Source organism: Belliella aquatica (genome assembly GCF_014637795.1).
GTDB lineage: Bacteria > Bacteroidota > Bacteroidia > Cytophagales > Cyclobacteriaceae > Belliella > Belliella aquatica.
The window spans coordinates 213540-235695 of sequence record NZ_BMFD01000006.1 but is presented as its reverse complement, the minus strand read 5'-3'; the positions used below and the strand labels follow the sequence as shown (position 1 = coordinate 235695).

At 37.7% G+C, this 22156-nt stretch carries 22 protein-coding genes; 6 read left to right on the top strand and 16 right to left on the bottom strand.

Features of this window, described 5'->3' with window-relative positions; translation table 11 throughout:
* Nucleotides 1-13: 13 nt before the first annotated feature.
* The 6 genes from IEV57_RS11080 to IEV57_RS11055 all read right to left on the bottom strand — a co-directional run bounded on the left by IEV57_RS11080 (nt 14) and on the right by IEV57_RS11055 (nt 4450).
* The gene (locus IEV57_RS11080) at nt 14-205 is read right to left on the bottom strand and encodes a hypothetical protein (RefSeq protein ID WP_188442721.1); all 192 of its coding nucleotides are present in this window, start codon (nt 203-205) and stop codon (nt 14-16) included.
* Between the two features lie 566 nt (nt 206-771).
* Nucleotides 772-2010 carry a hypothetical protein gene (locus IEV57_RS11075; RefSeq protein ID WP_308419875.1) on the bottom strand — a complete coding sequence of 413 codons (1239 nt, stop codon included), beginning with the start codon at nt 2008-2010 and terminating at the stop codon, nt 772-774.
* A gap of 40 nt (nt 2011-2050) precedes the next feature.
* Nucleotides 2051-2314, bottom strand: coding sequence for a hypothetical protein (locus IEV57_RS11070; protein ID WP_188442719.1), 264 nt, complete (start codon nt 2312-2314; stop codon nt 2051-2053).
* Between the two features lie 113 nt (nt 2315-2427).
* The gene (locus tag IEV57_RS11065) at nt 2428-2721 is read right to left on the bottom strand and encodes a winged helix-turn-helix domain-containing protein (RefSeq protein WP_229744410.1); all 294 of its coding nucleotides are present in this window, start codon (nt 2719-2721) and stop codon (nt 2428-2430) included.
* 1 nt (nt 2722) lies between these two features.
* Nucleotides 2723-3337, bottom strand: coding sequence for a hypothetical protein (locus IEV57_RS11060; protein WP_188442714.1), 615 nt, complete (start codon nt 3335-3337; stop codon nt 2723-2725).
* Nucleotides 3338-3475: 138 nt separating this feature from the next.
* The gene (locus IEV57_RS11055; protein WP_188442761.1) at nt 3476-4450 is read right to left on the bottom strand and encodes a polyprenyl synthetase family protein; all 975 of its coding nucleotides are present in this window, start codon (nt 4448-4450) and stop codon (nt 3476-3478) included.
* Between the two features lie 185 nt (nt 4451-4635).
* On the opposite strand from IEV57_RS11055, the gene IEV57_RS11050 reads away from it, so the two are divergent.
* The 3 genes from IEV57_RS11050 (at nt 4636) to IEV57_RS11040 (ending at nt 8843) form a co-directional block, all read left to right on the top strand.
* Entirely contained in the window at nt 4636-6333 is a 1698-nt protein-coding gene (locus tag IEV57_RS11050; RefSeq protein WP_188442712.1) for a 1-acyl-sn-glycerol-3-phosphate acyltransferase, read from the top strand.
* Entirely contained in the window at nt 6311-7369 is a 1059-nt protein-coding gene (locus tag IEV57_RS11045) for an NAD(P)H-dependent glycerol-3-phosphate dehydrogenase (RefSeq protein ID WP_188442709.1), read from the top strand. Before IEV57_RS11050 ends, IEV57_RS11045 begins: the two co-directional genes overlap by 23 nt.
* Before the next feature lie 187 nt (nt 7370-7556).
* Nucleotides 7557-8843 carry an APC family permease gene (locus tag IEV57_RS11040; protein WP_188442707.1) on the top strand — a complete coding sequence of 429 codons (1287 nt, stop codon included), beginning with the start codon at nt 7557-7559 and terminating at the stop codon, nt 8841-8843.
* Between the two features lie 30 nt (nt 8844-8873).
* On the opposite strand, the gene IEV57_RS11035 is transcribed toward IEV57_RS11040, so the two are convergent.
* From IEV57_RS11035 to IEV57_RS11015, 5 genes are read right to left on the bottom strand one after another with little or no spacing between them, the layout of a single operon-like run.
* Nucleotides 8874-9179 carry a type II toxin-antitoxin system RelE/ParE family toxin gene (locus tag IEV57_RS11035; protein ID WP_188442704.1) on the bottom strand — a complete coding sequence of 102 codons (306 nt, stop codon included), beginning with the start codon at nt 9177-9179 and terminating at the stop codon, nt 8874-8876.
* Nucleotides 9176-9397: an addiction module protein gene (locus IEV57_RS11030; protein WP_188442703.1), complete on the bottom strand. Its 222-nt coding sequence runs from the start codon at nt 9395-9397 to the stop codon at nt 9176-9178. Before IEV57_RS11030 ends, IEV57_RS11035 begins: the two co-directional genes overlap by 4 nt.
* 47 nt (nt 9398-9444) lie before the next feature.
* Nucleotides 9445-10422, bottom strand: a complete 978-nt coding sequence (locus tag IEV57_RS11025) for a YpdA family putative bacillithiol disulfide reductase (RefSeq protein ID WP_188442759.1) — start codon at nt 10420-10422, stop codon at nt 9445-9447.
* Between the two features lie 37 nt (nt 10423-10459).
* Nucleotides 10460-11227: an NRDE family protein gene (locus IEV57_RS11020; RefSeq protein WP_188442701.1), complete on the bottom strand. Its 768-nt coding sequence runs from the start codon at nt 11225-11227 to the stop codon at nt 10460-10462.
* Between the two features lie 48 nt (nt 11228-11275).
* On the bottom strand, nt 11276-12382 hold the full coding sequence (locus IEV57_RS11015; RefSeq protein ID WP_188442699.1) for an alkene reductase: 1107 nt from the start codon (nt 12380-12382) through the stop codon (nt 11276-11278).
* Between the two features lie 202 nt (nt 12383-12584).
* Between IEV57_RS11015 and IEV57_RS11010 the strand changes: the two genes are divergently transcribed.
* On the top strand, nt 12585-12959 hold the full coding sequence (locus IEV57_RS11010) for a BlaI/MecI/CopY family transcriptional regulator (protein WP_188442697.1): 375 nt from the start codon (nt 12585-12587) through the stop codon (nt 12957-12959).
* Nucleotides 12959-15514: a M56 family metallopeptidase gene (locus IEV57_RS11005; protein ID WP_188442695.1), complete on the top strand. Its 2556-nt coding sequence runs from the start codon at nt 12959-12961 to the stop codon at nt 15512-15514. Before IEV57_RS11010 ends, IEV57_RS11005 begins: the two co-directional genes overlap by 1 nt.
* Here the strand turns inward: IEV57_RS11005 and IEV57_RS11000 are convergent, their stop codons facing one another.
* Nucleotides 15515-16708: an ATP-binding protein gene (locus tag IEV57_RS11000; protein ID WP_229744408.1), complete on the bottom strand. Its 1194-nt coding sequence runs from the start codon at nt 16706-16708 to the stop codon at nt 15515-15517.
* A gap of 152 nt (nt 16709-16860) precedes the next feature.
* Nucleotides 16861-17985: a sugar phosphate isomerase/epimerase family protein gene (locus IEV57_RS10995; protein ID WP_188442693.1), complete on the bottom strand. Its 1125-nt coding sequence runs from the start codon at nt 17983-17985 to the stop codon at nt 16861-16863.
* 159 nt (nt 17986-18144) lie between these two features.
* Between IEV57_RS10995 and IEV57_RS10990 the strand changes: the two genes are divergently transcribed.
* Nucleotides 18145-19302 (top strand): PQQ-dependent sugar dehydrogenase, encoded by a 1158-nt coding sequence (locus tag IEV57_RS10990; RefSeq protein ID WP_188442691.1) that lies wholly within the window; start codon nt 18145-18147, stop codon nt 19300-19302.
* 47 nt (nt 19303-19349) lie between these two features.
* Here IEV57_RS10990 and IEV57_RS10985 read toward each other — a convergent pair whose 3' ends face one another.
* The 3 genes from IEV57_RS10985 to bshA all read right to left on the bottom strand — a co-directional run bounded on the left by IEV57_RS10985 (nt 19350) and on the right by bshA (nt 22136).
* On the bottom strand, nt 19350-20165 hold the full coding sequence (locus IEV57_RS10985; RefSeq protein ID WP_188442689.1) for an NAD(P)-binding domain-containing protein: 816 nt from the start codon (nt 20163-20165) through the stop codon (nt 19350-19352).
* 48 nt (nt 20166-20213) lie between these two features.
* The gene (locus IEV57_RS10980; protein WP_188442755.1) at nt 20214-20843 is read right to left on the bottom strand and encodes a sterol desaturase family protein; all 630 of its coding nucleotides are present in this window, start codon (nt 20841-20843) and stop codon (nt 20214-20216) included.
* 147 nt (nt 20844-20990) lie between these two features.
* Complete coding sequence (gene bshA, locus IEV57_RS10975) at nt 20991-22136, bottom strand: N-acetyl-alpha-D-glucosaminyl L-malate synthase BshA (RefSeq protein ID WP_188442687.1); 1146 nt, start codon at nt 22134-22136, stop codon at nt 20991-20993.
* Nucleotides 22137-22156: the final 20 nt, after the last annotated feature.

Below are 22156 nucleotides of genomic sequence, written 5' to 3'. Positions count from 1 at the left end.
TAAAATTATTTCTTTATACTTCAATAAAACAATCTCCATCTTCCACACCTTCTGGAAGTTTGTAACACCTATTAAACTCCTCATAACACCACCCGGCTTCATAAATTTTTCCTGCTTTTGGAGTTGCGTCACAAAGATCTGCCATAACAACAAATGGTACTAAAAACAGTGCTGACAAACACAAACTTAATAACTTCTTACTCATAACAAATTTTATTTTGGTTAAAATATGATTTTAATAACTCTAAAAGTTTGACCACTAATAAAGCTGTTTACAATAAAGAAAGAAGCAAGTTTTTAGTTTAAAATATTTGAAAAAATTTAAAGTGCTTTTTACTCTATAGTACGGTTTATCTACATGTTTTTCTGTTTAAAGCACAATTCTGTTTGTTTATACTTGGTATTTTTAGTTTGAGGAAAATTAAAAGTTTTTCGATTTTTCAGTTGGGTTGAAGGCTGGTATCGAAGCATTTAGGCGTTTATATCGTTCGTCCCGAAGGGACTTTGGGGTGGTGATAACGATTTTTGTCGGTAGGTTGAAACCTACCGTTAGGATGTCGGTCGTCCCGATGGGACTTAAAGAGTTTTAATGAAATACCTTTTTTTCTTTGCGTCACTTCGCGTTCCTCTGCGGTTAAACAAAAAATGAAACCGCAGAGGAACGTTTTGAAAGGAGTAAATTTCCCTGAATTTACCCTCCAATTCATACGCTTTTCTGTGGTTACAGAAAAACTGTGTTCACCTGTGTTTATCCGTGGTAAAAACCCCCTATCAGAATCCAAAGATCAAAGGGAAAGTGAACACCACCAAGATCACCCAAATCACATAGATAGGTAAATATTCAACGATACTTTTACCGATTTTGGATATAGGTTCTTTACCTCGGATTACTTGGATTAAGGTCTTGGAAACACGAAGCAGATGAATCAGCATGAGGATATTGATTCCCAACACGGCAGTTCTGTTTGGCGTGAAACCCCAAGTAGATATTCTAAATGCGATGGCAGACAATGCCACGGCATTGACAACGATAGTCACCCATGAAAGCAGACTAAGAATCCAGATTGCTGAGCGGCTCTTTTCTCCAGCAGAAGTTTCTGCTACTGAGAAGAATATCAAGCCCATCACTCCGATCAACAAGACGTTGAATAATAAGAGGAATTCTCTGTCATTGTAAGGGTCTTTTCCAGAAAAGACAATAGCACCAAGGTAAATAACCAACATCACCAATACCAAAGGACTGAAAATTCTGGCGATTACCGGAGAGACTTTGTTGATCAATTGAGGATTGCTTTGCGTGAGTTGCGTTGCGACAAGCGGTGCTGCGGCCAACCCAAACACAGCGATGTAATTCATATAAAACTCCCCAATATTCAAGCCTATCAAACTAAACAACCCTAAAGTAACTCCTGTCAAAATTCCTCCACCCAAGAGCAGAAGCCCACCCATGATGACCGTGTCTCCATTGTATCTCAAAAAGGCCAATCTACCCGAAATTGACGATTTCCCTACAAAAGAATAGCCCAAAATAGCCCACAATAAAATAGGCAGATGCATACACACCAAAACCCATGTATCACTTGTTTCATTTGCGGGAAGGACATTGATATACAGCATCGAAATCCCCAAGATGACAGCTAATGTGGCTATGATTTTTTCACTTAATTGATTTTTCCAAGCGAAGTAGGCTGTCAAAAAAGGAAAGACCAAAAAGCCAATATTTCTCGGATAAAAGAAGTCTTCTTTCAAATCAAAAATGGCAGGGAATTTTGCATAAATGCCAGCGATCAATGCTGCTATAACCACAAATCTCCATTCTTTGAAACTCCCCCAAGTAATGGATTCCGCATCATAGCTCAATCTTTCTTGCCAAAATTCTGCCCAAGGTTGATCTTTGATTTGATCATAATTAGCTGTGAACTCTTGCCGGAATGCAACTTTATTTTTTCTGTACAATTTCTCCAATTCAGCTGGCTGATCTTGAAGTGAAATAATGGATTGCTTCATCATGTGCTTTGTGCCTTGTTGTTAAATTAAAATTTAATATTACTTAATCCCAATGACCTGTAATCGAAAATGCCAAAACTGAGCTGATCCAAAGAATTACAAAATAGAATAGCGTACTAAAAATTACAGCAATCAGTTTACGATTTCCTTCCGGAAACCATTGGAAACCCATCAGGTAGAAAAACAACCCACCAAAAGCCCCTCCTGCAGGGATGATGGTGAGCGGAAATATCATCCATGTCTCAAAAACGTCTTCTTTGGTCAGAATGATAATTGCCAAAAGCGCAAATGGCAAGAAAGCTCCCAATAGCGCTGCTAGCAGGAGATTTTTAGGTTTTATCTCTTTAGATAATTGTTGATTTTCTATATCCTATTTAGTTTAAAGTACTTTGTTTTTCAAAGTATATGTTTAAAATTTTTTTACTCTTTATTTTGGTTGATTAAATTTTCAAGATAATTAAGGTGATTTTGAAAGGCTACTTTTCCTGCTGTTGTCGCACTGTAGTTACTTTGCGGCTTTCGCCCGACAAATGACTTTTCGACTTCCACATAACCTTGTTTCTCCAAAGTTCGCAGATGTGAAGAGAGATTGCCATCAGTTACTCCCATCAATTCCTTGAAGCCATTGAAATCATATTGTTCATTGGCCATCAGGACGGACATCACGCGCAGTCTGACGATATTCTCAAAAGCTTTGTCGTAGTTACCTTTCACCTTATCGCTCGTATTTGTAATACATGATTGCTCCATAGATCACATGAAGTACTCCAAAACCTAAAGCCCAACAAAGCAATCCATAAGCAGGAAAGAAAGCTGCAATCAAGCCCAAGATCAATTGACCAAATCCAAGATTTTTGATCTCATTTAAGGTAAAGTGCGAAGCATTGATCAAACCTAATCCATAAAAAACCAAAGTTGCAGCAGCGATCAGTTCAAACTGTCCTTCATGCATCAATGAAAAAGCAAATAATCCGCCACTGATTACTGGAATAAATAAGGCTTTCATAAAACGCTTGCTGGCAGGACTCCAAAATTGATTGGCTGCCTTGGAGCTTCTTTTTTGACTTAACAAACCTGCTGTTCCTATAGCCAACACCAATACTACAAAAGCTACGATCAAGAGTCTTTGAAAAATTACGCTAGATTTTAATGACTCCACTCCTTCACCCCAAGGGGATGATGGAAAATAAATCCAGTAATATGCCAATCCAGCACCGATTAAGGCATAGATTCCAGCCAACACACCCGACAAGCCACTCAATGACAAAAAGCGACTGCTTCGCTCCATCATAGCTTTGATTTCAGCTAACTCTTGTTCTGGTTTTCTCATAGATATAAAGTACTTTGAATTACAAAGTAAATGAAAAGAATTTGAACATTAAGATTTTTCTTAGCTATTTTTTTTCTGGAATTTCAAATTCCGTGGATATGAAAGCGTAGATGCAATCTACGCTTAGACAAAATGAACCTACTTTTTCCTCTCAATCGTATACCTCACCAATCCTTCTAGCGAAGTTTTGTATTCTGAATCGGGAAATTCATTGAGCAGAGCTAAGGCCTCTTCAAAATAAGTATTCATGACTTTATTGGCATAGTCAAGTCCTCCAGACTTTTTCACAAAATCGATCACTTCATTCACTGCCTTTTTGTCTTCATTTCTATTTCGAATCATGTAAATGATCCTTTTTTTATCTAACCAAGAGGCATTATTCAATGCAAAAATTAGCGGAAGCGTCATTTTCTTTTCTTTGATATCAATCCCTACCGGCTTTCCGATTTCATCTTCGCCATAATCAAAAAGATCATCTTTAATTTGGAAGGCCATTCCAACTTTCTCACCGAAATCTCGCATTTTCTCAACCATGACAGCATCTGCACCTGAAGTAGCAGCCCCGACAGCACAGCAGGAAGCGATCAAACTCGCAGTTTTCTGACGAATGATGGTATAATATACTTCCTCAGTGATGTCTAGTTTTCTTGCTTTTGCAATCTGTAGCAATTCTCCTTCTGACATTTCTCTAACTGCGTGAGAAACAATTCTCAGCAATTCAAAATCTCCGTTATCTACGCTAAGCAATAATCCGCGGGATAAGAGATAGTCACCGACTAAAACAGCGATTTTATTTTTCCAAAGCGCATTGACAGAAAAAAATCCACGACGGTAATTGGCATCATCCACTACATCATCATGCACCAATGTAGCTGTGTGTAGCAATTCGATCAAAGCTGCTCCACGGTAAGAAGACTCGGAAATCTGACCACTCACCCCGGCTGTCAAAAAAACAAACATAGGACGCATCTGCTTCCCTTTTCGTCGGACGATATAGTTGGTGATATGATCGAGTAGCTTGACCTTACTTTTCATAAAGTCTCTAAACTTCTTCTCGAACTCCGCCATCTCCGTGGCAATAGGTTGCTGTATTTGTTTGAGGTCAGGCTTCATAGCGTGTTGGTGCTGCAATAATACGACGGATTCCATGTTAGACAAAGCCGTTGGTTTAATAATTCCCTAATGAAACACCCTAAAAGGGAAAACGTTTGCAAAAAACAAGTTTACTTTGCCAAAGAATGCCCTCTTTGACCAATCTAATTTTTACTATCTTTGTTGTTCCCTAAAACCTGAAAGCATTGACAGACGACTATATCAAAAAAAGATACGAACCAATACTTCCCCAAAAGGATGAGTGGCCTGTAGTCCGACTTAGCAAAAGCAGGAAAGAGTTCGTGAGAAATGTGGCTGAAGCCAGTAAAAGGAGAATCCTAGAACTTACAGGTGGGAATATGGCGGTACTCAAAGAGGAGTTAGAGACAACTTTGTACCGTGAAAAACTGCGGATCAAGCAGAATCCTTGGGCTGTAGATCCTGATGATGATTACGAGTTTTGGAATACTGTCAAATCCTCACTTCTTCAACTTAGCGCTGATACTTCAATTACTAAAACGGAGAAGAAAAAAAGATATATCACCATATTGGATGATATCACCATGCGCTATGCAGAAGAAATCGCCAGTAATTTCAAACATACCCATTACAAATTCACCCGAAGTATCATAACCACAGGCTTTGCGAGGTTACTCAATGCAGCCCGGGTAAAAGGATTCAAGAGACTTTTCAGCAATCAGTATTCTTTACAGGATAAAATTCAAATCATCGGAGAAACAGAACAACTCCGGGATTTGGCATCAAGAGGAACGATCATCATGGTTCCAACACATTTTTCTAACTTGGACAGTATCCTGATCGGATGGATTATTTCTGTTTTGGGTTTACCACCTTTCATTTATGGAGCGGGACTGAATTTATTTAATATAGATATTTTCGCCTATTTCATGAATTCCCTCGGAGCTTACAAAGTAGATCGAAGAAAGAAGAATCTTCCTTATTTGGAGACATTGAAAACCTATTCTTCAGAAGCTATTCAATTTGGGGTTCACAGTTTATTTTTCCCTGGAGGCACTCGTTCTCGTAGCGGGAAGATCGAATCTAAACTCAAACTTGGTTTGCTCAGCACAGCAGTAGAAGCACAAAGGGCCAACTACCAAAAAGGAATCAATGATATCAGTGGCAAGGTTTTTATCGTGCCTGTCACGATCAATTATCACTTTGTATTGGAAGCACCAAGCTTGATCAAAGAATATTTGAGTATGACTGGTCAAGAAAGGTATTATGCAGAATCGGATGAATTTTCTACTTCTTACAAGATTTCGAAATTCCTCTTCAAATTCTTCACAAAAGGATCTGATATTTCAGTTTCGGTAGGAAGGGCTATGGACGTTCTCGGCCATTATGTGGATAAAGACGGGGAAAGTTTAGATAAAAATGGAAGAATCATCAAAACGCGAGATTATTTCATCGCAGATGGGGAAATCAATGTTGATCCCCAAAGAGAAGAGGAATATACGAATAGACTTGGGAATAGAATTGTTCAAGAATTTCACTTGATTAATCGGGTATTTAGCTCCCATTTGGTGGCTTTCACTGCTTTTCAGATGATCAAGAAAGTTAACAGAAAGCTGGATCTATTCAACCTTTTGAGACTTCCTGAAGAGGATATCGTAATTCCCTATGAAGATTTCAAAAATGAATGTCAGCGTGTATTGGATCAGATTTTTGAATTAAAAGCCAATAATAAAATCCATGTTGCTCCTCATTTGAAGAAAGGAATCGATGAAATCATTGCACATGGCCTGGACAATGTCGGCATGTATCATGCAAAACGCCCTTTGGTAAAAGACAGCCAAGGGAATATCATTACCGAAGATATGAGTCTTCTGTATTTTTACCACAACAGATTAGATGGATATGACCTCGAAAAACTCTTCTAAAAACAAATCGATAGGTGTAGTAGGGATGGGTAGTTTCGGAACTGCCATTGCCAACATGCTTGCTGAAAAGAATCCTGTTGTAGCTTATGCAAGAAGAGCCGAGCTTGTTGACGAGATCAACCAAGAGCATAGTGTAGACGGCTCTCCTGTAAGTGAAAACATCCTTGCAACGCAAGATCCTGAGATGCTTTGTAAATCTTGTGAAATCTTGTTTTTTATGGTTCCCTCGAGTGCTTTTCAGGAAGTAGTGAGGGCATTTTCACCTTATTTGTATCCGTATCACATCATCATTCACGGTACAAAAGGACTTTGTTTGAATTTACCGAAAGGTAAAACGCTTGCAGACATGGAAGTCATCAAGCGAGAGCATATTCTTACGATGAGTGAGGTTATTCTCAAAGAAACTGTAGTGGTCAGAGTTGGCTGTCTTGCCGGCCCTAACTTAGCGAAAGAACTAGCGAAAGGTCAACCAGCTGCAACTGTTGTAGCAAGCAAATTCAATGAAGTCATTCATCATGGTCAAAACTTATTGCGCTCGGATAAATTCCAAGTTTATGGCAACTCTGACATCATCGGTGTGGAGTTGAGCGGGGTATTGAAAAATATCATCGCTATAGCTGCGGGCGCATTGGCAGGTTTGGGTCTTGGTGAAAATGCGAAAGGCTTATTGATTTCCCGTGGAATGGTAGAATTGATTTACCTGGGAAATGCACTCGGTGGAAGTTTGAAGTCATTTGTAGGCTTGGCGGGAATTGGAGATTTGGTGACAACATGTAACTCCACACTTTCCAGAAACTACACGGTAGGCTTCAGGCTGGCACAAGGAGAAAGTCTGGAAACCATCCAAAATACCATGCAGGAAGTCGCAGAAGGGATCAACACAGTAAGGCTGATGAAGACTTTTGTAGAAGGGACCGGCATGCGGGCGCCAATAACTGAGAATTTGTATAAGGTGTTATTTGAAGATTTATTAATAGAAGATGCGCTTCAATATTTAATGAAATATCCTTTTAGCGTAGATGTAGATTTCTTATAAAAACCACTGGTGTATTCAGATTTGGAAATTGTAATTTTTTTGGCCTGATTGAGGATTGCTTTTGAATTCAATCATATCTATTTGGTAGGATTTAATCCTTTTCTCAAAAATTCAGACCTCTTGTAGGGGAGGGATTTTGAGAAAAACAGCAATCAAGGCGTCAGCAATTTCAATAAAATCCAAAATTTTGAAAAATCCACTATCCCTCAAAAGAGGCATTCAGAGATGGGATCTCGTATTTTTGATCATCAATTCAGTGATTGGAGCGGGAATATTTGCATTGCCAGCAAAGGTTTTTGCTTTGTCGGGCACTTATTCTATCCTAGCTTTTTTGGTTTGTGCTTTTGTGATGATGGTTTTGATTTTGGTCTTTGCGGAAGTCAGCTCGAGATTTGAACAGACTGGTGGACCTTATCTCTATGTGCACAAAGCTTTCGGAAGCATTCTTGCTTTTGTGATTGGGTGGCTTTTGATGTTGACAAGGTTATTCAGCTATGCGACTTTGATCAATCTGATGGTCTTGTACCTCTCGTTTTTCTCAGACTCATTCAATCAACCTGAAGTGCGAGTGGGAATGATTCTATTGATCACCGCTTTGATCACTTATTTCAATTGGATTGGGATCAAAAACACCGCTAAAGTCAGTAATATCCTTACCATTGCAAAGCTCTTTCCTTTATTGGTTTTTATCCTTGTCGGTCTTTTTTTTATCGATTTTGAAAACTTCAAAGGTGGTCCTGTCCCAAGTTTGAATGACTTTTCAGCAGCTTCTCTCCTATTGATTTTCGCCTTTGGAGGTTTCGAGGCAGGCTTGGTCAATAGTGGTGAAATTGTCAATCCAAAGAAGAACCTGCCTTTTGGATTGATTACCGCCGCAGCTGTGATTGCTGGAATTTACATTTTGATACAGGTCATATCGATAGGTACGTTGCCAGATTTGGCAAGTTCTGACAAGCCACTCGCTGATGCAGCTACTGGATTTATGGGCTGGTGGGGAGGTGTTTTTATCACAATTGGAGCTGTAATTTCTATTTTGGGCACGCTTAATGTCCAAATATTAAGTGGGTCAAGACTGCCCTTTGCCTTGAGTGAGGAAGATCAACTACCAAAAATATTCGGAAAAATCCATCCCAAATTTGCTACTCCTTATATTTCATTGTTATTCTTTTCTGGACTTGTTGCCTTTGTCGCCATATTTTGGGGATTTATGAACTCCTTGGCTGTATCAGTGATCTCTAGACTATTGCTTTATGCACTGGTCTGTGCATCATTAATCAAGCTGCGCAAAAACCAACCTCCTAGTGATAAATTTTTCAAAATCCGATATGGCAATCAAATGGCAATTGCAGGCATTCTGCTTACCATTTGGCTTCTTTCAGGAACACAAGCAGAAGAAATTATAGATACCTTTATCTGGACAGGGGCAGGACTAGTGATTTTTATGATTCATAGTTTGACTAAAAAGAAGGGGTAAAAAAGTTAATTATAATTTCTTTACAGAGAGTTATTTCAACCTTTTCTTCCAAATCTCAGGATCTCTACTTGTGTGAGTAACGGAAAAAACAATTATTAACCTAGTGTCCTCCTCAACCAAAAAATATATTTTATGTGGGAATTTATCAATTAAGATAGTTCTAATTCCCTTGTATACAACTTGACAATGCAAAGGGTGCTTTTGTATGTATTTTAATTTTGATCTTAAGCCGATTAAAAATTTCTTTGCTGCTATTTTGTTTTGTTTTTCATACCAAGAAAAAATTTCATCAATATCTTCTTTTGAAGCAGGCAATAATTTTACTTTGAAGATCATAATTTATCTTCTAATTCTTTTAAAAGGTCATCCCAATCTAGTAAATCGTCAGGATTATTTCTGTAAGATTCGAGCCTTTCATCTAAAAGATTCTTCTGAGCTTCCGATAAAGTAAATCCATGCTCTTCTTTTACCGACTGTAACTTCTGCAAAACTGAAGCATCTTGCAATTGAGAAAGCCAGAGTATTAAGTCTAATTTTATAGTCTGAATATCCATAGTGCCAGTTTTTTAATAAAGATAGCAAAATATCATGTTTTTGCTTATCATCTTTTCCCCAAAATATGTCCTACTATATTCTCTGCATGGACTATAGAGTTTTCAATGAAAAACTCTCTGGTATTTAACCCTCCACAAACTACTCCAGCTAAATAAACTCCCGGGATATTTGATTCTTGGTTGGTTTGATCGTAGCAAGGCTGTCGTTTATCATCCAAACTCAATTCTACTCCCAATTGATTTAACAACGAAAAATTAGGAACATAACCTGTCATCGCCAAGACAAAATCATTTTCGACGACTTTTTCACCATCAGGCGTGGTGATTACAACTTTAGTTTCTCTAATTTCCTTGATCATTGAATTTGAAAAAGCTTTGATAGAACCTTCTTTGATTCTGTTTTCTATATCAGGTTTCACCCAATATTTGACATTTGCATCTATACCGTCACTTTTCAGGACCATGGTGACCTCAGCACCTTTTCTCCAAGTTTCAAGTGCCACATCCACAGCTGAATTTGCACCACCAACAACAATGATTTTTTGACCAATGTACGGCCAAGGCTCTTTATAATAATGGGAAACTTTTGGTAAATCCTCCCCAGGAACTTTCATCAGATTTGGCAGATCATAAAATCCGGTGGACATGATGATATTTCTAGTCAAGTAAGTTCCTTTGGCAGTGACGATTTCAAAAATATCTTCCTTTTTGTCCAATGTCTTTACTTCTTCATATAGCCTGATGTTCAGCTTCCACTTTTGGGCTACCCTACGGTAATATTCCAAGGCTTCTGTTCTAGTCGGTTTATGTGAAACGGACATAAAAGGGATCCCTCCCATTTCTAACTTATCGGAAGTGGAGAAAAAAGTCATATTCAAAGGGTAATTATAGAGTGAATTAGTCAATACTCCCTTTTCGACAATCAAATATTTCAAATCTGCTTTCTCACACTCAATCCCACATGCCAGTCCAATCGGGCCAGCCCCAACGACCAACACATCCAATATCTCTTCTTGATTTGTCATCATACTCTATTAACCTCGTGTATAAAAATCTGTTTAATTAAGGTTTGAATACTTCAAACTCTACTTTAGAATCTGAAGTCTCTCCTTTCAATTGATCAAAAGTCCGCTCCAGCATCACTACTTCACCAGAATGTTTCCAAAGCAACACAGTGGAATTTACAGTCCCGTAATAATCATCTATTCGAATAAATTGCGCTGATAAATGCTTCTCTTGATGATAAGTTGCACCTGTATCAGGGAGCAGCTCATCTGGATCCATTTTCTTTGAATGAACTACTTCAAACATTGAACCGTAATCAAGCTGACCTTCTTCAATATTTTGCACTAAGCGATTTTTGGCGATTTCTAGCTTTGTCCATGGTGTATCTAAGAGCGCATTACTGATTCCGTAAAGTCCAGGTTGAATTTCCTCTATGCCATCCTTATAATTAGATAAGTAAAAAAGATGGTCTTGATCTCCTACAAAAAGATTAAAACCTTCATAACTGTCTTTTTCAGCTTCAATTCTTTTCAGATATTCCAAAGGAGAAATTTCACTTTCCAAAAAGTCTTTGACCAGATTACCTCTGGTTTTAGGATCTTTTTTTGGGTTCTTTAAATCCCTGTAGTTCGTCAAAGTAGCAAATCGACCATTGGGATGCATTCCCATCCAGGTCCCTCCTGCCTTTAGGTCTTTTCCGGCAAAAAAACCTTGTTCCCATTTGCTCAAACTGGCACTAGGTCTCTCAAAAAACTCATCTCTATTCCCCACGAGTATCAGCTTGTACTCAGGGTGATTTTTCCAATTAAACGCTATTAGACACATACCTGCAAAATATAAAAAAGGCCGATATATATCGGCCTTCTTCACTGTTTATATCGATTTTGAGACAGATAATTTAGGGTAATCTGTGTATCCTTTTTCTCCAGGCGTGTAGAAAGTGTCCGCATCCCAATCTGCTAAGGGTGCATTTTGCTCAAATCGCTCCACTAAGTCAGGATTGGAAACATAAGGCTTACCATAAGCTACTGCATCTGCTAAACCTTCTAAAATATAGCTATTCCCTTTTTCTTGATCAAAATTAGCATTGATAATCAAAGTTCCTTTAAAGATAGGTCGGTAACGCTCTGCAATCTTCGTTACTGCATAAGGAATGTCTGATACATCATTGAACGGCTCTGATAAGTGCAAATAAGCTAACTTATATGCATTCAATTTTTCGATAATGTAATCGAAAGTTGGAATCGTCTCCTCGTCCATCGTCATTCCGAATATCCCGTTGAGAGATGGATTCAGTCTTAATCCAATTTTCTCTTCTGGCATCACTTCTTTGATCGCATCAATTACTTCAAATAAGATTTTTGCTCTGTTTTCAATGCTTCCACCATATTCATCTGTACGGATATTCGAAGTCTTGTTGAAAAACTGATGTAATAGATAGCCATTTGAAGAATGAATTTCGACTCCGTCGAATCCTGCTTCCATCGCATTTTTGGCAGCTGATTGGTAATCCAAAATAGTTTGCTTGATTTCAGCAAGCTTCATTTCTTTCGGAGTCACGGTATCTTTGAAGCCTTCAGGGGTGAAAGATTTTGCATTTGGATTGATCGCTGAAGGTGCGTGAGGCAAATCTCCTCCATGAAAATCTGGATGTGACATTCTGCCTACATGCCAAAGTTGGATGAAAATCTTTCCTCCTTCTGCGTGCACAGCTTCAGTAACCTTTTTCCAGCCTTCTACTTGCGCTTTTGTATGAATCCCCGGAGAGTTGATGTACCCAACTGCCTTCTCGGAAATTTGAGATCCTTCAGTGATAATCAAACCTGCCGAAGCTCGTTGACGGTAGTATTCTACATGGATGTCAAAAGGTGCTTTTTCTTCATTTGTCGCTCTACTTCTCGTCATAGGAGCCATTACTACTCTGTTCGACAATTGAAAATTTCCCTTTTCTAATTTTTCTAAAAGTGGTTGCTTATTCATTTTAATAATTGGTTTTTTGATTTAATGTATATACAACTATTATTGAGCAATGTTCGTTCCACAGTCCGTTTTAAGATTTTTAAGAATATTATAAGTCTCTATTTTCCCGAGAATTAAATTCAATACGAAAATAATCGTAGTAAAATTTGGAATACGATTTTCTTCGTATAACTTTGTACGAAACATATCGTACATCAGAATTATGAAAGCGAAACCCACTGAATCTGAATTAGAAATCCTTCAAGTCATCTGGCAAAAAGGAAAAGTCACCGTAAGGGAAGTTCATGAACATCTTGCAACTATCAAAGATACCGGCTACACGACTACCTTAAAACAAATGCAGAATATGCATGCAAAGGGCTTGCTTCATCGAGATGAACAAAATAGAACACACACTTACACCGCTGCTATCGAAGAGCAGGCAACACAAAAAAACTTGGTGCAAAATTTTATGGCGAGTGCCTTCGGTGGCTCAGCAAAAAATCTTGTGATGCAGGCTTTGGGTCAAGGGAATCCTTCAAAAGAGGAGTTAGATGAAATTCGTGCTTTTTTAGATCAGATTGAAAATGAAAAATAATGGAATGGATTAATGAAATCATACCAGAAAACTACCTCTATGCAATCGGTTGGATGCTTGTACATTCAATCTGGCAGATAGCGGGACTTGGTTTAGTTTTGTGGCTTTCACTTGGATTTTTACATAAAAAATCTGCCGAATTAAAATACAGACTAGGAGTAATTACCCTGCTTCTGCTTGTCTTCAGTAGTATCAGTACAGAAATTTTCTATTTTGAACCTACTCATGAGTCGACTGCTAACCAAGCGATTTTTATTCCAGAAAATGATATTGTTTATCTTCCAACAGATTTTGAAGTGCCTAAAACTTCTGAAACAACTTTTGAAATTCTATCAAAGCAAATAGAAAGGAGGATTCCAATACTTGTTAATATTTGGCTGATTGGAGCAATCCTCTTTATGATCAAGTTTGGTGGTGCTTTGGCGGAAATTAGAAACTTGAGTTTAAAACCCAAAAAGACTATTGAGGGAAGTTGGCAGACTGCTCTGATAGACTTTTCCCAAAAACTTAAGGTAAAACAAACTGTCAAACTATTTCTTAGCAAGTTTGTCTATTCACCTGTGACTTACGGAGTTTTTAAACCTGTAATATTGATACCTGCAGGCTTGATTTTTCAATTGAGTCCAAGTCAAATAGAAGCAATCATTGCACATGAATTGGCACATATTAAAAGATATGACTATCTCGTCAACCTGATTCAATCAGCCATGGAAGTCATCTTTTTCTTCCACCCAGCTTTTTGGTACATCAATTCCATCATCAAAACTGAACGCGAACACGCTTGTGATGACGCAGCGATTCAAGTAGGTATCCGAGCTCGTGATTTGGCTGAGGCGCTCGTGGTCATCGTCAATCATGCTAAGCAATCACAGCCTCAGCTCGCTTTAGCAGCGGCGAAATCAAAGACTCCCACTTTAGACAGAATCAAAAGAATTATGGGGTTTCATACCTCCCACAAACAAACTTCCACTTTAACTCGATTTACCATGATGCTTACTTTAATTCTCAGCGCCTCACTGATCCTAGGAGCTCAAACAGATAAATCAAATGATTTTAACAGTGATCCCACGCTCACAAAGATTCATTCGGAATTTAATTTAGCGGATGATTTTTGGTTAAATTTTCCACAAGATGAAAATGCAGGTAAAAATATAGAAAAAGAGATAGCAAATGATTTGAAACACAATCTAGGAACACCACTCAAAGAATTGAGCGAGTCTTTAGGATTTATCTCAAAAGCATTTTCTGCTTTCTCAAATAATGCAGAAAAACCAAAGTCATATGACTTCAAAGTAAGTCTGTCCGAAGATGGGAAGCCATTTTCTATTGAAGATATTTCAAAAGACATGAAATCAGACCTTTTATCAAGATTTGATAATCATAAATTCTATGGAGACACTTTACATGTTTGGTCTAACTTGAAAACAGACAGCGACAAATCTTACATAAAATCGATCAGTGATAATCTCAATTCTAACGGTAGTGTTTCTCATACGATGAAAATTACTCCATTAGAGTTTCAAGGAGGTGATTTCAGTGCCATGCCCTTGCTGACACTTTCCGAAAAAATGACTATCCCACATATACATTTGGATTCCATTAAAAAACTAAACTCAAAACAAATTTCTCAAGTCACTATTAAAGAATATAAAGCGGATTCTGTATTGCTTAAAAAACTTTTAGAAAATCCTTCCTTCAAATTAGCTAATGATTCTTATGAAAAGTCTGATTCTAAACATTTTATCACTTTCTTAGAACCCTTTAAAAACGCTAAATTTGATCCATTAAAAAATATTACTCCAGGCTTCAAATTTAATTTAAATGTTGATTCCCTGATGATAAAGAAAGAGCTAGAGCTAGCTAAAATAAAGGCTAGTGAATTCGCGCAAAAGCAGACTTTGGGTTTAGCTAAAGTTCAAAGCGCTCCTAGAATTGGTTCCAATATCAATTCCCACCAAAAAGACTCTCTTGATCTAACAAAGCAACTTCGGGTAGCAGTAGAAAAACTTAAATCAGCTACTAATGAAAAGGAGAAAGCTGAGGCTGTCAAAAAAATCTCTGAAATAGCCAATTACCTTGACGACTATAACATCGGCAGAGTTCAGCCTCCAATGGAAGTCGATTCGGAAGCTTACAATCGCTTGCTGCTTGGCCAGACATATTCTACTTCTCCAAATTATTCTGAATCAAGGAAACTGACAGAAGCCGAGCAAAAAGAAAAGAAAAAACTTGAGGAAACATATAAAACTGAGTTTGACAAATATCAAAAGGAGTTTGGATCTTTTATGAAAGAGTACCAACAGAAACTAGAAACATGGCAAAAAGAACAAGAACCACTCCTCAAAGCCTATCAAGAAAAAATGGCTAAACTAGAAGAGGAAGCTAAACCCTTGATGGAAGAGTATCAGCAAAAGATGAACACCTGGATGAAAGAAAATGAAGGCAGGTTCAAATTTTATCAAGAAAAAATGAGCTCTCTTCAAAAAGAATATGCCATCAAAATACAAGAGCTTCAGAAAGAAATTCAAGAAAACAAAAAGTCTGAAAAAAACTGATCAATACAAAAACCCAAACAACCACAAAGGTATAGTATTTCCAAAACCGATTTCAATGTTATCCTTCAAAAGGAATGCATTCTCGGTTTTGGAAATTTGTTTTTTACCCTTGTTTGGCCCGCCAATCTCTATGGTATAAAATTCGTCTAACAAAAAATCCGCTCTAGGTGCCAAGTTTAGTTTCGCTATTCCTTTCACCTGATTTACAAAAAAAGTCTCTCTGACAGTCCCTTTATTTTCATAATCATCACCCAAAGCGTATAAGATATTCGGATTATTTAAAAACACTTTGTCAGGCTTTGTCAATATACCAGTACCTGAATTCACTTTATTGACAGATTGAATGATTCTTGCTTTTTCCAATAGATCTAAACTTTTGAGAAGGCTTGGCCTTGATATGCCCAATTTATTGCTCAATTCTGTAATATTCGGAGTGAAAGGTGCAGATGTAGCAATCAACCTACTGAGCTTTTTGAGCTTGACGAGGATGTCATAATTCAAATTCTCCACCGCATTCAAATCCACATCAATGATCAGCTGAATTGTATTTCTCAATCTTGACAAATAGGAAACCTTGCTTTCTTTGAAAAATGGATAAACACCATATCTCAGGTACTCTAAAAACTTTGCGTTTACTTGAATCTTACTATTCAATTCAGAAGCTATAATTACATGATCCTCTAAGATGGTTTGTAAAGAATACATAGGTAACTTCAAACCTAAATCCAACTCTATAAACTCTCGTAGAGATAATTCACGTAAATCATAAGTAACGGCCCTCCTACTCAGATCAGATTCTCCCGCATAGATTTCTAGAATAGACGAGGATGTAAATACAATCTTAAGCTTGGGGAAATTATCATACATCAACTTTAATTCCCTTGACCAATTAGGATATTTGTGAACTTCATCTATCAACAAATACCTTCCCCCTGACATATAAAATTCCTCTGCTAAGCTTAGCAAGTTATTGTCTGTAAAAAACAAGTCATCCATTGCTACATAAAGCGCGGTTCCATCCAATGGAAGATGCTTTTTTATATGTTGAAGTAAAAGAATCGTCTTCCCACTCCCTCTAGCTCCTTTGATGGCGATTAGCCGATCAGACCAATCAATTTGATCTAACAAATACCTCTGAAAATCCATTTCCACTGCTTGGACTTTCATAGCTGATAAAATTCTAAGCTTCTCCACGATTGATATTCAACTTTTTGTTAAGCAAATTTAGCAAATTAAAATCACTTTTGTTAAATACACTTAACAAAAATGACTATTTATTGTAAATCATAATTAACAATATCGCTAAATGAAGCGGCTTTTATTGGCTCTATCGTTCCTAAAAAGAGTTAGGACAAGTCGCTCATCGTCGTAATCGGAATATCTTTTCGCTTCAAATTTTCCAATGGTTTGACATCCGACTGTGGATAAGTATATCCATCTTCTTGCAAGGTCCAAAGTAAAGGTGCGAGGTTCTGAACTGCTGCTTTGCATCCTTGCAGGATAGCAGCCATGTTGCCCGTCTGCTTGGAAAGCTTGGCTTCATTTTCGATTTCGAAGGGTCCTTCAAAGCCCTTTTCTCTCAATGCCATTACAAACTTTCTCCAATCCATCGAATCACACAGCCCAAAGCCAGGTAAAGTTGCTTCGTAATGGTGTCTATCCCATTCATTGGTACTGTAAGGAACCCCCGCTTTCTTGGCCAATTCCGCTTTTACTTTTTGCATCGGGTACATATTTCCCCAAAATGGATCCGAAATATTCCTTGTGGATTTGACATGGATTCTTTTTAGTCTTGATAAATCGGTATGCTTGATCACCTCTACGGGATCTGTGTTTTGCCATACATCATGGGAGGGGTCATATATCTCTCCATGTGCATGGCTAGGAATCAATTCATACATCAATTTGCGTGCTGCCAAAACTCCGGTGAGATTATTAAAAGTGGTGGAATAGCCAGAAGACCGCCAACCTTCCATTGGGCAATTCTCATAGAGCACTGTCACGCCCAGACTCTCTGCATACTTAATAATAGGTGTGAAAATCCTTTGATATTCTTCCAGATTCCTTTCAAAACCATTTTCCAAATTACCCAATTCGTGATTGTAGCCAACGAAAGTCCCAACTTTGACATCATTTTCGTCCCCACCAAGCAAATGTGCCATCCGAATTAACTTGAGAAGATGATTTTGATTTTTGACCTTTTGTTCTTCCTCTCCCCCAATCAAATTGTCAAAAGCACCGACTGAAAGTCTAAGCTTAGCTGCATTAAACTTATCAATAAGCTGACTTGCTCTATTGGTATCAAAACCATCATAATTTAAGTGAGTCGCAACAAAATCATCTCTTGTCCCATTCTTTCTAAAAACACATACATCCAGCCCTTGTACGCCGGCTTCTTTTGCTTTCTCAATCGTCTGATCTATATCCAACTGATCAAATGCTGAGGTCATTATCCAAATTTGGTTATTCATCTGATTATTTTTATAGGTCTATTTTTGTTAAATTCTAAGATACTTGAAAGAATCCAATATTACATTTTCAAAAGGGGACTATGGAATACCTTTTGCATAATATGACAAACAATTCATTTGAAAATTGATTAGATTTGTAACAAAACCAACTTCTTACATATGAAATTAAATAAAAATTTAGCTTTTATTTTGGGCGCAACTTTATTCTCTGGAATAATTGCTTGCTCCGAACCTACAGATAAAATCGAGGCCACAGAACCTGACCCCTTTGCTGTAGTTTCTGAAAAATTGACATTCTCTGTTGATACATTATACTCTGATTTTGAAAACCCTTGGGGAATGACTTGGCTTCCAGATGGAAGAATGCTTGTCACTGAAAGAAAGGGAGAAATCCTGATTTTCAAGGATGATAAATACACTGGTGAAAAATTAACTGGAGTTCCGGCTGTTCATGAAGTGAATCAGGCTGGCCTTTTAGATATCGCCGTTCACCCCGACTATGCTAACAATGGCTGGCTTTATTTAGCTTATGCAAAAGACATGGGTGAAGGTGGGGTTTTAGTCATTTCAAGAGCCAAGCTTGAAGGCAATGCTTTGGTTGATTTGGAAGAACTAGCTGTCAACATGCCTGAGTGGAAAGGTGGACGACATTTCGGTACAAGGATCGTTTTCGATAACGAGAATTATCTTTATTACTCTAATGGAGATAAAGGAAACAGACCTCAAAATGCACAAGAATTAGATAATTCACATGGTAAGATTCATAGAATCCATGATGATGGAAGAATCCCATCTGACAATCCTTTTGTAGATGTAGCTGGAGCTATCCCAACCATCTGGACATATGGGAATAGAAATCCTCAAGGAATCATTTTTGATAAAGAAAACAACAGACTTTGGGCAGTAGAACATGGCCCTAAAGGTGGTGATGAATTAAACTTGATCGAAAAAGGAAAAAACTACGGTTGGCCAGAAATCACTTATGGTATTGACTATGATGGATCAATCATTACTGAGGAGACTGAAAAAGAAGGTATGGAACAACCTGTTACCTATTGGGTTCCATCTATCGCCACATGCGGAATGACTTTGGTGACTTCTGACAAGTATCCTACTTGGAAAGGTAATATCCTAGTAGCTGGTTTAGCAGGTCAGCAAATCGCTAGAGTTGAGTTGGATGGTACGAGTTATGTAGCCGAAGAAAAAATCCTAGATGGTATCGGTAGGGTGAGACAAGTATCTCAAAGCCCAGATGGCTATATCTATGCCATTGTAGAAGCAACAGGATTGATGGTGAAACTGATTCCACAGAATTAATCATTACAAAAAGCAAAAAGGCTATTCTGATTTAGAATAGCCTTTTTTTATGCTTCATACCAAAAATCCAGTGGGTTAGGAATCTTAAATTCCAAGCCAGTTTCTAGGATTTTTTCTCCGGAAATCTTTTTCCATTGTTTAGCTCCTGAATTATCATAAGATTGTGGAGGATCAAAACCCAGCTCGCTAGCGTTTTTTTCATAAACGTCCCTCCGCTGCGGATGCAGGGGCGTCACTCCATTAAAAGTCTCATTCCAAAGATTTTCCCGAATGATCCAAGCCAGCATATTCACGGCATCATCTCTATGAATATAGTTTACAGGTGAATCTCCTTCCACATTTTCTTTTCCTGAAAAATATCGTCCAGGAATCCTGTCTACACCAAGCAACCCTCCAAATCTCACTACCGTAAGATCATAAGTTTTGTCTCTCCAGAGCAAATTTTCAGCTTCCAAAAGAGCGATATTCCCTGTATTTTCTTTGGTAAGTAAATCCGATTCTCTAGCAGTCTGATTTTCATCTGGATAAACAGATGTTGCCGAGACATAAATCACTTTTGAGATCTTCTTTTGAAGGATTATTTCTTTCAGAAATTTGATTTGCTCAGGATGAAAGGTAGGAGCAGCCGTGCGTGTTCTTGGAGGAATATTGATCACAAGCAGATCCGTTTCAAAAAGCTTTTGAAATGCACTGCCTTCTGGATGTGGATTGAATTTCAAAACTGCATTGGTGTAGCCTTTTTTTGAAAGAAAATCCGACTTTTCTGGTGATGTCGTACTTCCTGATACTTGATGGCCGAGTTCTATTAAATGATCTGCTAACGGCAATCCCAACCATCCTAAACCTATAATTGAAATTTTCATGAAATATATTTAAGTAAAAAAACCCTCTCCAGATGAAGAGGGTTGGTTTTATTTATCTTTTTTTGGCATCGTGCCTAGTATATAATCCCATAGTGGAGAACTCACTCCAAATGCAACATCAGGATCCTTATAGTGATGCACTGCATGATTGACCCACAGGACTTTGAGGAAATTTTTTGGTGGCTGATATGCATGAACGATATAGTGAACTCCTAAGTAGGCAGAATATCCCAGCAAGAACCCAGGGAGAAAATATAAAGCATAATCACCCATAATCAGCGTGAAAACTAAATAAAAAACCAAGGCATAAAAGGCGCTTATAAATGGAGGCATTGCTAATCTATCCTTATCTTTTGGATAATCATGATGCACACCATGAACAGAATATTGGAGTTTGTCCTTCGCAGGAGTATCTGGTTCCATATGGAAAAAATGCTTATGCATCATGTATTCTACAAAAGTAAATGCAAAGATACCTATAAGCAAAACAGCAAGACCAATCGTCAGACTGATTGAAGTACCAGTGATCGCATAATAGAATGAAACTGTACTTATACTTAAAAATAAAATAATTGGAATACTAATATGTGTTCTGGATATTTTCTCTAATAGTGGGTTATCAAACATGTGGGCTGAACCATTATTGTCTGGTCTATCCAGCCTCCCTATTTTTTTCATTGTGGCACTCATAATTGTAGATTTTATTGATCTTGAATTCAACAAGTTAATTTTTACAAACACAGAATTTAATCCAAGTTCGGTTCAAATTTAACACCAATGGTTTATATAACGAACAAAAGTTTGAAAAGTTAATTTTTTTTTGGACTAAATCTTGGCTAATAAAACCTTAGCCTTTTCAATAGTTTGGTGATAAAAAGCCTCGTACATTGGTAATATATTGGTAACATCAAACTGCTTTGCTCTCTTCAAAGCGCGATCCTTGAAACCTGGTAAGTTTTCATCTTTCAATATCTCTAAAGCCCTCTTCGTCATCGTTTCTACGTCACCTATATCACATACAAAACCAGTTTCACCATCAATATTCAATTCAGGTATTCCACCGGCATTAGAAGATAAAATTGGCACTTCGCAGGCCATAGCTTCCAATGCTGCCAATCCGAAACTTTCTTTCTCTGACGGCATCATAAATAAATCCGCAACAGAGAGCACCTCTTCTACAGCTTCCAATTTTCCTAGGAATCTAATATCATCACAAGTGCCTAATTCGCGACACAATCTTTCCATCTTATCTCTTTCTGGACCATCACCAACTAGTAATAATTTGGCTGGAATAACTTTTCTTACCTCGAAAAACACCCTGATAACATCCTCAACCCTTTTGACTTTCCTGAAATTCGAGGTATGAACGATCAGCTTTTCATTGTGAGGACAAATGGCAAGCTTAAAATGGTCTTTTTTCTGTTTTTTGAATCGATCAAGGTCTATAAAGTTTGGTATTACCTCAATATCTCTCTTGACTGGAAAAAGCTCATAAGTTGCTTTTCTTAAATCTTCAGATACGGCTGTCACACCGTCAGACTGATTGATGCTAAAAGTAACTACAGGTTCGTAACTTGGATCTTTGCCTACCAAGGTAATGTCTGTGCCATGAAGCGTCGTAACTACAGGAATATAAATCCCCTCCTCCTTCAATATTTGTTTGGCCATATATGCCGCTGACGCATGGGGGATTGCGTAATGAACGTGTAACAAATCTAACTGTTCGTATTTGACTACATTGACCATTTTACTTGCCAAAGCCAATTCGTAAGGCGCATGCTCAAATAATGGATAACTTTTAATGTCTACTTCGTGATAGAATAAATTTTCACTAAAAAAATCCAACCTTGTAGGCTGCCTATAAGTGATAAAGTGAATTTGATGCCCTTCTTTGGCTAAAGCTTTTCCTAATTCAGTAGCGACCACTCCACTTCCTCCAAATGTAGGATAACAAACAATTCCTATTTTCATAATTTTTCTCTCAATTGGAA

Excerpts from the sequence above, each read along its gene's own strand:
- IEV57_RS10985 (WP_188442689.1), bottom strand. The coding sequence starts at position 20,165 with ATGAAAATTTCAATTATAGGTTTAGGATGGTTGGGATTGCCGTTAGCA.
- IEV57_RS10990 (WP_188442691.1), top strand. The coding sequence starts at position 18,145 with ATGAAATTAAATAAAAATTTAGCTTTTATTTTGGGCGCAACTTTATTC.
- bshA (WP_188442687.1), bottom strand. The coding sequence starts at position 22,136 with ATGAAAATAGGAATTGTTTGTTATCCTACATTTGGAGGAAGTGGAGTG.
- IEV57_RS11055 (WP_188442761.1), bottom strand. The coding sequence starts at position 4,450 with ATGAAGCCTGACCTCAAACAAATACAGCAACCTATTGCCACGGAGATG.
- IEV57_RS10995 (WP_188442693.1), bottom strand. The coding sequence starts at position 17,985 with ATGAATAACCAAATTTGGATAATGACCTCAGCATTTGATCAGTTGGAT.
- IEV57_RS11005 (WP_188442695.1), top strand. The coding sequence starts at position 12,959 with ATGGAATGGATTAATGAAATCATACCAGAAAACTACCTCTATGCAATC.
- IEV57_RS10980 (WP_188442755.1), bottom strand. The coding sequence starts at position 20,843 with ATGAAAAAAATAGGGAGGCTGGATAGACCAGACAATAATGGTTCAGCC.
- IEV57_RS11010 (WP_188442697.1), top strand. The coding sequence starts at position 12,585 with ATGAAAGCGAAACCCACTGAATCTGAATTAGAAATCCTTCAAGTCATC.
- IEV57_RS11035 (WP_188442704.1), bottom strand. The coding sequence starts at position 9,179 with ATGATCTTCAAAGTAAAATTATTGCCTGCTTCAAAAGAAGATATTGAT.
- IEV57_RS11080 (WP_188442721.1), bottom strand. The coding sequence starts at position 205 with ATGAGTAAGAAGTTATTAAGTTTGTGTTTGTCAGCACTGTTTTTAGTA.
- IEV57_RS11030 (WP_188442703.1), bottom strand. The coding sequence starts at position 9,397 with ATGGATATTCAGACTATAAAATTAGACTTAATACTCTGGCTTTCTCAA.
- IEV57_RS11020 (WP_188442701.1), bottom strand. The coding sequence starts at position 11,227 with ATGTGTCTAATAGCGTTTAATTGGAAAAATCACCCTGAGTACAAGCTG.
- IEV57_RS11015 (WP_188442699.1), bottom strand. The coding sequence starts at position 12,382 with ATGAATAAGCAACCACTTTTAGAAAAATTAGAAAAGGGAAATTTTCAA.
- IEV57_RS11045 (WP_188442709.1), top strand. The coding sequence starts at position 6,311 with ATGACCTCGAAAAACTCTTCTAAAAACAAATCGATAGGTGTAGTAGGG.
- IEV57_RS11060 (WP_188442714.1), bottom strand. The coding sequence starts at position 3,337 with ATGAGAAAACCAGAACAAGAGTTAGCTGAAATCAAAGCTATGATGGAG.
- IEV57_RS11025 (WP_188442759.1), bottom strand. The coding sequence starts at position 10,422 with ATGACAAATCAAGAAGAGATATTGGATGTGTTGGTCGTTGGGGCTGGC.
- IEV57_RS11075 (WP_308419875.1), bottom strand. The coding sequence starts at position 2,010 with ATGATGAAGCAATCCATTATTTCACTTCAAGATCAGCCAGCTGAATTG.